At 34.4% G+C, this 12,520-nt stretch carries 12 protein-coding genes; 2 read left to right on the forward strand and 10 right to left on the reverse strand.

The window, feature by feature from the left end:
* Window positions 1-5: 5 nt before the first annotated feature.
* The 5 genes from ubiE to ribE form a co-directional block, all read right to left on the reverse strand.
* Window positions 6-782 carry a bifunctional demethylmenaquinone methyltransferase/2-methoxy-6-polyprenyl-1,4-benzoquinol methylase UbiE gene (gene ubiE / locus J3U36_RS01605; RefSeq protein WP_267380849.1) on the reverse strand — a complete coding sequence of 259 codons (777 nt, stop codon included), beginning with the start codon at window positions 780-782 and terminating at the stop codon, window positions 6-8.
* 61 nt (window positions 783-843) lie between these two features.
* Window positions 844-1,779, reverse strand: coding sequence for a multifunctional transcriptional regulator/nicotinamide-nucleotide adenylyltransferase/ribosylnicotinamide kinase NadR (gene nadR, locus J3U36_RS01610; protein WP_267352310.1), 936 nt, complete (start codon window positions 1,777-1,779; stop codon window positions 844-846).
* A gap of 161 nt (window positions 1,780-1,940) precedes the next feature.
* Window positions 1,941-2,999 carry a TrmH family RNA methyltransferase gene (locus tag J3U36_RS01615; RefSeq protein WP_267380850.1) on the reverse strand — a complete coding sequence of 353 codons (1,059 nt, stop codon included), beginning with the start codon at window positions 2,997-2,999 and terminating at the stop codon, window positions 1,941-1,943.
* Window positions 3,000-3,020: 21 nt separating this feature from the next.
* A complete protein-coding gene (nusB, locus tag J3U36_RS01620; protein ID WP_065558858.1) occupies window positions 3,021-3,440 on the reverse strand; it encodes a transcription antitermination factor NusB in 420 nt (139 codons plus the stop codon).
* Between the two features lie 4 nt (window positions 3,441-3,444).
* Window positions 3,445-3,915 carry a 6,7-dimethyl-8-ribityllumazine synthase gene (gene ribE / locus J3U36_RS01625; protein ID WP_411589901.1) on the reverse strand — a complete coding sequence of 157 codons (471 nt, stop codon included), beginning with the start codon at window positions 3,913-3,915 and terminating at the stop codon, window positions 3,445-3,447.
* A gap of 384 nt (window positions 3,916-4,299) precedes the next feature.
* On the opposite strand from ribE, the gene lpcA reads away from it, so the two are divergent.
* Both lpcA and J3U36_RS01635 read left to right on the forward strand, forming a co-directional pair.
* The gene (lpcA, locus tag J3U36_RS01630; protein WP_267352312.1) at window positions 4,300-4,878 is read left to right on the forward strand and encodes a D-sedoheptulose 7-phosphate isomerase; all 579 of its coding nucleotides are present in this window, start codon (window positions 4,300-4,302) and stop codon (window positions 4,876-4,878) included.
* A complete protein-coding gene (locus J3U36_RS01635) occupies window positions 4,879-5,658 on the forward strand; it encodes a class II glutamine amidotransferase (RefSeq protein WP_267380851.1) in 780 nt (259 codons plus the stop codon).
* 428 nt (window positions 5,659-6,086) lie between these two features.
* Here the strand turns inward: J3U36_RS01635 and J3U36_RS01640 are convergent, their stop codons facing one another.
* From J3U36_RS01640 to pncB, 5 genes are all read right to left on the reverse strand, one after another.
* The gene (locus tag J3U36_RS01640; protein WP_267352314.1) at window positions 6,087-6,545 is read right to left on the reverse strand and encodes a methylglyoxal synthase; all 459 of its coding nucleotides are present in this window, start codon (window positions 6,543-6,545) and stop codon (window positions 6,087-6,089) included.
* A gap of 134 nt (window positions 6,546-6,679) precedes the next feature.
* Window positions 6,680-7,822: a porin gene (locus tag J3U36_RS01645; protein ID WP_267352315.1), complete on the reverse strand. Its 1,143-nt coding sequence runs from the start codon at window positions 7,820-7,822 to the stop codon at window positions 6,680-6,682.
* Between the two features lie 293 nt (window positions 7,823-8,115).
* Entirely contained in the window at window positions 8,116-9,255 is a 1,140-nt protein-coding gene (locus J3U36_RS01650; RefSeq protein ID WP_065558864.1) for a porin, read from the reverse strand.
* Window positions 9,256-9,542: 287 nt separating this feature from the next.
* Window positions 9,543-10,946, reverse strand: a complete 1,404-nt coding sequence (gene asnS, locus J3U36_RS01655) for an asparagine--tRNA ligase (RefSeq protein ID WP_065558865.1) — start codon at window positions 10,944-10,946, stop codon at window positions 9,543-9,545.
* Window positions 10,947-11,109: 163 nt separating this feature from the next.
* The gene (gene pncB, locus J3U36_RS01660; protein WP_267380852.1) at window positions 11,110-12,303 is read right to left on the reverse strand and encodes a nicotinate phosphoribosyltransferase; all 1,194 of its coding nucleotides are present in this window, start codon (window positions 12,301-12,303) and stop codon (window positions 11,110-11,112) included.
* Window positions 12,304-12,520: the final 217 nt, after the last annotated feature.

Raw genomic sequence — 12,520 nt, forward strand, 5'->3', positions numbered from 1 at the left:
ATCGCTTAAAATTTAAAACCAGTATGTAACGCCACAATACCACCTGTCATGTTGTGATATTTGACATCTACAAATCCTGCATCTTCCATCATTTTTTTCAATGTTTTTTGATCAGGATGCATCCGAATTGATTCGGCTAAATAACGGTAACTGTCAGCATCATTCGCAATAACTTTGCCCATTAACGGTAACATAGTAAATGAATAAAGATCATAAGCTTTATTTAAAATTGGGTATTGCGGTTTGGAAAATTCAAGAATTAATAAACGACCACCAGGTTTTAATACTCGCCACATGGATTGTAACGCTTTATTTTTGTCAGTCACATTACGTAGACCAAAAGAAATGGTAATACAGTCAAAAAAATTGTCCGCAAAAGGTAACTCTTCAGCGTTAGCTTGCACATATTCAATATTTTTGAATAATCCTTTGTCTCGAAGCTTTTCGCGTCCAACTTTTAACATGGATTCATTGATATCAGCGAGCACCACTAATCCGTTATCGCCGACTAATTGTGAGAATTTTGCAGTTAAATCTCCAGTGCCACCAGCAAGATCTAATACTTTTTGACCTTTACGCACACTGCTATATTCAATGGTAATTTTTTTCCAAATACGATGAATACCAAATGACATTAAATCATTCATTACATCATATTTGTCGGCAACGGAATGAAAGACATCCGCAACACGTTTTACTTTATCTTGTTTTAAAACTTGCGTAAAACCAAAATCTATTTTTTCTTGATTATCGTTATTTTGTTTGTCAGAAGATTGAGACATAAAATTTACCCATCAAAAAGATTTAGGCTATTTTAGCATAAGCCAGAATAAAAGTGATGAACTAAATCAACAACCTTTCGACCATATTGGATACGGTTTCAAAATATTCTAATGATGAAAGATTTGGGTCAAAATCTTTTTCATGGATGACCAAATCAAAATGATAATTTTCTTTTAATGCGTTTAAAACTTGATGTTCTTTATCAAACACTTGCTGATAATAATGTGCTAACGTATCAAAATCGATTGAAGCAAACAGTAATTTATTAGCCTGTACTTCAGCACTCGATATCCGTTCAACATGTAACATTGCAATTTTAAGGTAATCAGCCTCACTCAAATAACGCTTATTATGTGAGTTTGTTAATTCCCGCTCGATATAATTAATATAGCCATTTGATACGTATTGCGTGTTATAAATATTAGCGAGCTGTATTGGAAGTTCTTTAAATATTCCTTGTCCTATAATCGCCACTTTTCTGACAAAAAAAGGCTTGGCAGCTTGTGCAATAAAAGACCAATTTTGGTAGGGGTTTTCGCGTATTTGAGTAGCACTAATATTTATAAAGTTGCGATCAGCATCAATAATAATTGCTGGGCAACCGAAATAAAGCTCATGATTTTTTATATCTTGAGGTTCACTGGTAAATATAACCGTTGGTTTGATTTTATATTCATTCAAAATAAGTTTGACACGATCACTCCAGTCTTTCCAGCCATTTGGATAAGACTGGATTCCAGCTTCATCTAAAACATGAATATGAATATTATGACGGTCTTTGAAGGTTTCTTTCAGCCATGTGAATCGATCACTGACTTTGGGTTGTTTTGATAAATGGCTTTTGTCAAACAGTTGTTGATCACGTGATGGTTCACAGCCAAGAAAAATATGTAATTCATTGACCTGACTCATCGCTTTTTCAATTAAATATATATGTCCACTATGTAGAGGATAAAACTTACCAAAAATTAAACCAACTTTATGTTTAGACTCCATACCACTTACCAATGCATTTAAAACTTGTTAACAATCTACAGAAAAAATATTCATTTTCTAACCAATTGATGCTATTTAACATATACTCTATTTTATCAAATCCCATTAACCTTTATAGGTATTAATGTTTTGAGCAAAAATAAAGTAATCATATTTTTTAATTATAATGTTGATAATAAGATACCTGTAGCAACAGAAATATTTAGTGCCGCCATATTATCATTACCGTGTAAATGTACAACTACATCTGCACATTCTACCAGTTTTCGATTAATTTGTTGAAAAATAACGATAGCGACTTTTTTATTGAATTTAATTTGGTGTAATTCACTCGATTTAATTGACTTAACCGGGCATGGTAATAAGGCAACAATCTGATAATCATGTTGTTTTAATCGTTCAAGCGAAGCAACAAAGTCATCACTCTTTATCGACTCAATCGCTTCGATTCCCCCTTCGGCAATACGCATTGCTGCGCCACTATTGAGTAAATTAGTCTGACGTAATATGACCCCGTTTACACCATAAAATGCGGCACTTCGAATAATTCCACCTAAGTTATGGGGATTATTCACATCATCAATTGCTAAAACACAATCTTGGTTTTTGCCACTATTTTTTTCGAGGTAATCGACTAATGTAAGTGGTATACGTTTTTTAACAATTAAACAGATCCCACCATGATGCTCCGTTTGGGTTATTTTCGCAATTTGTTCAACCGATACGACATCGTAGCCTAAACGTTGATTGACTAACCAGCTAATTAAATCTTTAAACTGATAGGTCATATCTTGAGTAATAAATAATTTGACGATTGCTGAGCGTCGATGTTTGAAAACAGCTTTACAACTGTTTTCACTATAAACGAGGGTTTCTTCTTTACGTTGACGATATTCATCATAACCATAAGTAGGCGTTTGCTCATTATCACGAACTTTTTTCTGCCATGGGGAATCATGCTCGACAAATTGACCATACTTAAAATTTGATTCTAAATTACGAGTCAGTTTTTCTGTCCCGGGTTTATTGGTTTTAGGTTTAAATACTTCAATACGGTCATTTACTGATTGTCTAATTTTGGTTTTAGACTGAAATGAATCTTTTTTAAAATTGTCTTTACGACCCGTCATTTTCTGCTGAGTTGAGCGAGAACGTTTCTGAGGTTCACTGTTCTTCGCAAAAAAAATGGTTGGTTTATTTTTTTCAGAATTGTTGTTCATTTCAATCTCACTTTTGGTCAGTTATCGTGTACGAATGGTTGGAGCTATTTTATCTAATACACCGTTAACAAATTTGTGGCTATCAGCAGCACCAAACGTTTTTGTTAGATCGATTGCTTCATTAATCACGACTTTGTACGGTACATCTTGGCGTTTGGTTAATTCATATAGCGCAATTCGCAATATTGCTAATTCAATTAGACCTAGCTCTTCAACTGTACGTTCAGTGAGGTATGGCGCCATTTTATCATCTAACTCTGCTGTATTTTTACCCACCCCATTTAAGAGTTCTCGAAAATACTTGGAGTCAACGCCTTTCATATCTTGTTCTGCAATAAAACTGGTCTCAACATCGGCAAGATCATTTCGGGAAACTTGCCAAGAGTATATTGCTTGTACCGCACACTCTCTTGCTCGACGACGAGGATTGACTGATGCCACTAACTTACTCCTTAATTGCTTTAATAACGTTTAGCATTTCAAGCGCAGTTAATGCTGCTTCAGCACCTTTGTTACCCGCTTTTGTGCCTGCACGTTCAATAGCTTGTTCTATAGATTCAGTTGTTAAAATACCAAATCCAACTGGGATCGAATAATCTAGGCTTGCACTTAATAAACCAGAACTTGATTCGCCAGCAACAAAATCAAAATGCGCCGTACTACCTCGAATCACGGTTCCTAATGCAACTATTGCATCATATTTTTTGGATTGTGCTGCAACTTTTGCCGCTAGTGGGATCTCATAAGCACCAGGTACCCAAATGACTGTAATGTTTTTATCATCGACTTGCCCAATACGTTTTAATGCATCGGTAGCGCCATTAACAAGACTATCATTTATAAAATGATTAAAACGTGCCACAATAATGGCAACTTTTGCTTTTGGTGCGATAACTTTAGCTTCAATAGTTTGCATACTAATTCCTTATCAATTGATTTTTAAATGCAATTTCACTATCTTTATTCGTGAAAAAATAACTGCCAAATTGTATCACAAACTGCAGACTTCTCCTATTAGCAAATAGCGCTACGAGCAAGATCTTTACATCAAATATCTAAAAATAAGACTGTACTATTTTTAAAAATAATTTAATTAAGCTCATATTGTAGATAATCAATTTAGAATAATTGATGTTTTAAGACTGATCACTCATTTTAGTTTTTATTTTCAAGACGATGTTTTAATTGACCAGTCATGAAAAATAAAAAAATGAATGAGAATTAAATTTATTTTTTAGTACTTGCAAGCTATTTTGAAAGAATTACAATGGTGGCTAAATTTTTTATGAGGGTAAGATTAATGTATATTGATAATATTCGAAATGAGTTAAATGAAGCAGCTGATGTGTTAAATAAATTTATTTCAGATGATAAAAATTTAGAACATATTCAGCAAGCCGCTATATTATTGGCTGATTCGTTCAAACATGGTGGTAAAGTGCTATCATGTGGGAATGGCGGTTCTCACTGTGATGCTATGCATTTTGCAGAAGAGTTAACTGGACGTTATCGCAACAATCGCCCTGCTTATCCTGCAATAGCGATATCTGATGTTAGTCATATTTCGTGTGTAGGTAATGATTTTGGGTTTGATTCGATTTTTTCTCGGTATATCGAGGGTGTAGGTCAAAAAGGTGATGTACTACTAGGTATTTCTACCTCAGGTAACTCTGCTAATGTGCTAAAAGCAATTGAAGCAGCAAAACAAAAAGGGATGAAAGTGATTACGTTAACCGGTAAAGATGGCGGTAAAATGCATGGTCTTGCTGATGTGGATATTCGAGTTCCTCATTTTGGTTATGCTGATCGTGTTCAAGAAATTCATATTAAAGTGATTCATATTTTAATCATGCTAATCGAAAAAGAGATGAGCAAGTAAATGTGCGAATTATTGGGCATGAGTGCGAATGTGCCAACAGATATCTGTTTTAGTTTCACCAGTTTAGTCAAACGTGGTGGTGATAAGGGCCCGCATAAAGATGGGTGGGGTATTACTTTTTATGAAGATAAGGGGTGCCGTACATTTAAAGATCCTGAACCTTGCAGTTATTCGCCTATTGCCAAACTTGTTCAACAGTATCCAATAAAGTCAAAAGCAGTCATAGCCCACATTCGCCAAGCAAATCGAGGAGGCGTAGCACTTGAAAATACGCATCCTTTTACGCGTGAGTTATGGGGAAAAAATTGGACTTTTGCCCATAACGGGCAGCTAACAGCTTATGAAGATCTTGATATGGGGATATTTGAACCTGTAGGTCTGACTGATAGTGAATATGCATTTTGTTATCTCATTAATCAACTTCACAAGAAATATCCGCAAAAACCCAGTAATGATCTGGAAGTATTCAGCTATATTAAGCAATGCGCTGACAAACTAAGCCAACTTGGGGTATTTAATATGTTACTCTCTGACGGTCAATATGTTTTTGCTTATTGTTCAACTGACTTACATTGGATAACACGTAAAGCACCTTTCGGAAAAGCAAAACTTCTTGACGAAGATGTTGAAATTGATTTTCAAAAACACACTACGCCTAATGATATCGTCACAATCATTTCAACGTTGCCATTAACTTCTAATGAAACATGGTACAAGCTGAATACTGGAGAAGCGATTTTATTTAATAAAGGGGAAATTAATCCGTTTTCTTCATTTTAACTCACAATATTGAAACTTCATTTTAAATTAATACTGTAGAAAGCCGACAACTGTCAATTCGATTAGTATTAAAATTATTAAAGTTGCATATCAAAATCCGATTTTTATATCGAGCAACTAATATAAATAAACGGCGATAGGTATAAGCCAACAAACTTCGCCATAGCCAATTCGAATTAATTCAATCCCACGCAATAGTTTTACTTTTAAATTACTCTGATTTGTTGTTCAACATTCTCTTACAGGCTTGGCAATAAAAATACCTCATTTAAACAATGCAATTAAAAGTGGTACTACCGATAATGTTTTTGTAATACCAATAATCAGAATCCCAAAAGACATTAACAATAAAGCCGACATGTTAGACCCTCTTTTCTGTGGCAATATTTGCCCTTTCTGTTATGTAGTATTTGGGATTATATTGGCAATTATTTTAACCTTTCAGCTAAATAACCTTGATAGTCAGGAATTTCAATTTCTATTTCTTGCGTAAAAATGGAGGATTGAATCAGTGCATTAGCGGTTGCTTGATTAGTCGCAACCGGAATATTCCAGACCGTTGATAAACGAAGTAAAGCTTTGACATCAGGATCGTGTGGTACCGCATTGAGCGGATCCCAAAAAAAGATAAGAATATCAATTTTTCCTTCGGCAATTAATGCACCTATTTGTTGATCGCCACCCATAGGGCCACTAAGCATAGGTGTAATATTTAGACCTGTTTCTTGTTTAATTAATGTTCCCGTAGTTCCTGTACCACATAAATGATGATGAGAAAGCTCTTCTCGATTTTTTTTACACCAATTTAATAATGACTCTTTTAAGTGATCATGTGCGACTAAAGCAATATTTTTTTTAGCAGCTAACTGACGAGTGGTATAACGCATAATGTTGTCCTAATCTATTATTATTGCTGATGTTTTTAACAGAGTATCAATTAAAATTCAAGTTTTATTTGATTAAATTCGGGACAATAAAAAAGGCACCAAAGTGCCTTTAAAAAATATCAAATTGCAATTAATTAGAATTGATAGATTAAACCAAGTGCAACAGTATCTTTTGTTGTCGCTTTAATTTCTGATTTGCTAAATGTGCTGCTATCATATAATGCACGACGTGCACCGATATCATCTTTATCTAACAAGTTGATTTTATAATCTACAATAGCTTGTAAGTTTTTGTTGAATGCATAAGTTAAACCAACATCAACATATTTAACAAGGTCATTACCTTTAAGCCCTGCATCGCTAGAATAGCTAGAAGCATCTTTAACTTTGTGTTGGATATAAGCAACAGATGGAGTTAAACGACCAATATCAAAGTCGATTCCGTATTGAGCAACAATTTCAATACCTTTGGTTTTTAAGTCATCTGCATTGTGGTTAGATGATGCATTATCCCAACCATATTTTTGTTTGCCTTGAATATATAGCGCAGCTAAATAAACATTGTCATTGTCGTATTTGATACCTGCTGACCATGCTTTAGCATTTTTGTGACCACTAGTTTGAGTGTAACCAGCACCAACAGATAAACCAGTATCAAGCACATCCCAATCGATAACAGAACCCCATGCTTCCGCACTATCATGACCGTTGTTACGATTCACTGCATTGAAATGGCTAGTTGAGCTGTTATCACCGTTATCAGCATATTGAACAGCAAAGCGTAAACCATCAACTAAACCGAATAGATCAGTATTACGATAAGTTGCTACAGCTTTAGTACGTGCAGATAATGCATAAAGATCATTATTTGAAGCATCACCACCAAATTCTGGTAAAACGTCTGTATAAGAAGTTAAAGTTTTTAGCACACCGTCATTACGACCATAATCGAATGAACCAAAATCACCAAAATTCAAACCAGCAAATGCATAACGAGTTTCGTTGTCAGCATTTTTACCAGTTTTAGCTTCATATTCCCAACGTCCGTAACCAGATAACCAGTCAGTAACTTGAGTTTGACCTGACATACCTAAACGTGCAGTCGTTTTATCACCTTCGCCTGTTTGGTTGTTTCTGTCAGTAATATAGTTTAATGCATAAACTCGACCATAAAAATCGACTTTATTGCCGTCTTTATTCCACACTTCAATAGAAGCGTTTGCAGTACCTGCAATTAAAAGAGCAGGAATAGCGATTGCTAATAGATTACGTTTCATTTTGTTACCCTCATAGGTATTTATATTTTTAAAGATGCAAATTACTTTGCTCTCGGTTAATAAATAACTGCAAAATTAAGCAATTATATTATTACTGTGATATCTTGTATTAGATATAAGATTTCTGCTTACATTGCAGATAAACAATGCAAATAAGTAAATTTCTACGAAATTTAGTTTATTTTAGTACCTACAATAAATTTTTTTAAGCATAAAATGTTTTTTTGGGCGGGAATAAATTCAAAAGGCGATAAAAAAGACACCTAAGTGTCTTTTTTATAATTTAAGAAGAATTAGAATTGGTAGATTAAACCAACACCTAACACATCTTTTGTACCTGGAGTATTCGCTTTCTTATGACCACGATTATTAGTCGTATTCATCGCTGCACCAATGTCTTTATGGTCAAGTAGATTAAATTTATATTCTACGATAGCGCTGAAATTTTTGTTAAGATCATAAGTTGCACCTAAAGATACGTATTTAGCCATAGGTGAGCTATGAGATCCTGAACGGTAATGCGCTTTATTATCACCATCATAACCACTTGTTAGTTTATGTTGAACATAAGCTAAAGAAGGAGTTAAACGACCAACATCTAATTCAATGCCATATTGAGCAACTAATTCGATACCTTTAACTTTTTCATCTGCAATATGACCTTTATGATCGATATAACGATTTTTTAACTTGCTTTGGAAATAGTTAGCAGCTAAATATAAATTATAGTTATCGTATTTAATACCAGTAGCCCAAGTATTGTGACGTTGATCACTTGAAGTTGATTGAGCATAACCAATACCTGCAGTTAAGCCTGTGTCAAAAATGTTCCATTGAACGTTTGTACCCCAAGCTTCTCTTGATTCACCACGAATATTATCTTTAGTAAGTGAGTTATCACCATTATCAGCATATTGTACTGCAAAGCTGATATCATCATTTAAACCAAAGAAGTTATTGTTACGGTAAGTTGCTACAGCTTTAGTACGAGCAGAAAGCACGTTCCAATTGTTGTTTGCAGCGTCACCACCAAATTCTGGTAATACGTCAGTATATGCAGTAATTGCTTTTAATACGCCATCATTACGACCATAATCAAATGAACCGAAGTCACCAAAATTTAATCCAGCAAATGCATAACGAACTTCACTATGACCAGGTTTTTGATCATCTTTTCCAGATTTAGCTTCATATTCCCAACGACCATAACCAGATAACCAATCTGTGATTTGGGTTTGACCTGACATACCTAAACGAGCAGAAGTATCATCGCCTTCACCTGCTTGACCACGATCAGTGATGTGGTTAGCTGCTTTTACACGACCGTAAAAGTCTACTTTATTACCATCTTTGTTCCAAACTTCAATAGATGCATTTGCGCTAGCTGCAACTAAAAGTGCAGGAATAGCGATTGCTAATAGATTACGTTTCATTTCTTACCCTCATGGTTATTTATTAAAAGACACTAACTAAAAAGTTTAGTGCCTATTTATGTACAATGATTATTCATCCAAAAATAATATTACTATTATTTTCTTCCACTTTTTACAGTAGTGTAAATTATGTATAAAAATTTTTTAAAAGCAAGTGAACTTTTCGTTAATTTTGATGTCTAACCCCAAAAACGAAACCGTTTGATTATAATTTATACATATTTGCTAATTATCACTAATTTGCGTTTTATCATAAACATCCAAAAATGTTTGTTTATTTATACCAGTTAAAAATTTGCATTTCGTGGCGTTCTTGGGAAAGGAATCACATCCCTTACGTTTTGTACGCCAGTGACATAAACAATTAAGCGCTCAAATCCAAGACCGAATCCAGAATGAGGAACAGTACCATATCGACGTAAATCACGGTACCACCAATAATCTTCTTTTTTAAGCCCCATTTCGTCCATGCGCTTATCTAACATATCTAAACGCTCTTCACGTTGCGATCCGCCAATGATTTCGCCAATGCCTGGCGCTAACACATCCATTGCAGCAACCGTTTTACCATCGTCATTCATACGCATATAAAATGCTTTAATATCTTTTGGATAATTTTTAACAACGACAGGCGCTTTAAAATGCTGTTCAGCTAAATAACGTTCATGCTCTGACGCTAAATCGATTCCCCAACTCACTGGATTTTCAAATTTGGCATCACAGTTTTGTAAAATAGTAATGGCGTCGGTGTAATCAACTTGAGCAAAATCTGCATTAATAAAGTTTTCTAAACGATTGATTGCTTCTTTATCAATATGCTGAGCAAAAAATTGCATATCATCAGCACGTTTTTCAAGCACGGTTTTAAAGACATACTTCAACATATCTTCTGCAAGTTTTGCATTATCATTTAAATCAGCAAACGCAACTTCAGGTTCCATCATCCAAAATTCAGCTAAATGGCGTGTTGTATTGGAATTTTCAGCTCTAAAAGTTGGCCCAAAAGTATAAACTTTAGACAATGCACAAGCGTACGTTTCTGCATTTAATTGCCCTGACACCGTTAAAAAAGCTTCTTTTCCGAAAAAATCTTTATCAAAATCGACTTTCCCCTTGTCTGTTTTAGGTAGATTTAACATATCAAGAGTGGAGACTCGGAACATTTCACCTGCACCTTCAGTATCTGATGCGGTAATAATTGGCGTAGAAAGCCAAAAAAAGCCTCGTTCATCAAAAAATTGGTGAATAGCTTGCGCTAATGTATGACGTACACGAGTAATCGCGCCAACAATGTTGGTTCTTGCTCTTAAATGAGCAACTTCTCGTAAATATTCAATTGAATGACGTTTAGCAGCCATTGGGTAAGTTTCAGGATCATCAACAAATCCATAAACCTCAACTTGTGTTGCTTGTAGCTCGTATTTTTGTCCTTGTCCCGGAGATTCAACAACTTTACCTGTTACTTTAACTGAACAACCTGCCGTTAACCGTAAAATATCTTGTTCATAATTTGGCAGATCTTTTTCTATAACAGCTTGAATAGGATCAAAGCATGAGCCATCATAAACAGCTAGAAATGAAATACCGGCTTTCGAATCACGGCGCGTTCTTACCCAGCCTTGAACAGAAATAGTGCTACCAACAGCAATTTTGCCTTGTAACACATCAACAATAGGAGCAACTGAATTCATTTTAATTATCCATCTCTATATTAATTAAGTTAAATAGTATTAAAAATAATACAAGTATATTCTAAATGCCACTTAGTTACCTAACTTTAGTCTCAGTTGGCATTAAATTAAATTTTTAAATAAAACATTTATAATTTGATTCACGTTTTTTATAAAAATAAGTTTAATGATTAACGTTAAACGTTCTTTTTAATTCATTAATAAAAGCTAAATCTTGCGATATTGTTTTACCTGGACTGTCTGACAATTTTGCAACAGACTGATTATTGCATTGCGTCAATTTCAATACGATATTTAAGGCTTTGGTATTTGCTTCAGTAGACGGTATATCACACGCCAAAAAGCCCCCTATACCAAAAGACAATTTTACTCGATGATGAAAATGTTGATAAATCTTTATCGCTTTGTCAAAAGTTAAACTATCGGAAAATACTAACATTTTTGTTTTAGGATCAATCCCTAATTGTTGGTAATGGGCAATCGCCTTTTCACCCCATTCAATCGAATCACCCGAATCATGGCGTAATCCTTGATAGTGATTAGCAAAGTAAGTATCAAAATCACGCAAAAATGCGTCCATGGTAATACAGTCTGTTAGGGCTACCCCCAAATCTTGAGGATATTCCTCTAACCAAACCTTAAGCGCTGTTTTTTGGCAATCTTGCAAAGTTGGGGTTAATCGCTGATGAGCTTGAAACCATTCATGTGCTTGAGTACCAACAGGGGTAAGCCCTAGTCGATAAGCCAGTAAATAGTTACTGGTACTATGAAAATTGTCAAAATGGTTTTTTAGGTAATCGACAACAGCAGATTGTACGGCAAATGAGTAACGCCTTCGGGTTCCAAAATCCATTAAATTAAAGCCCGACATATCCATATTTGCAGTTTGCTCGTTAAATCTTGTTAATTTATTTTTGAGTTGGGCTATAGCTTCCGACACGCCAATATTAGGAGAACGATCTCTATGTGCTATTTCGCTAATAACTGCCAGTAATGGGACTTCCCATAAAATTACATCTAGCCACTTTCCTTCAATTCTTATATCAAGTCTTCCTTCTCGATTAGTTATCGTCAATAATTGACTATTAAAACGCCAATTCTTGAGCCAGTTTAAATAATCAGATTTAAAAAAGGAGATGCCAGATAGATAATGAAATTCATCATCGGAAAGCGTTAATGATTCCATTAATTTGACTTGATGTTTTATTTCATCAGCATATTGACCTAATAAATCATCACTTCTACAACGAAACTCCGCAACGACAGTGGTATCTGGGTAATGATGAAAAACGGCTTGCTGCATATGCAACTTATAAGCATCAGTATCTAAGATTGATGTAATTATAGCTGGTAACATGTCTTTTTGTTGTTAATACTCTAAAAAAATTCTAGAGATTATAGCAGAATAATATTGAAGATATAGATTAAATATATAATAACCTATCTTCATTAAGCTATAATATTAATAACAAACCAGATTAAATAATATAACCTAACTATACTCAAAAGAATTAATTAAACATCATCAATATCGATAAGTTCAGTTGTGAAAATCATGCAATATTTATCGAATT

It is taken from the genome of Gilliamella sp. B3817 (assembly GCF_026536705.1).
In the GTDB taxonomy this organism is placed as follows: Bacteria; Pseudomonadota; Gammaproteobacteria; order Enterobacterales; family Orbaceae; genus Gilliamella; species Gilliamella apicola_I.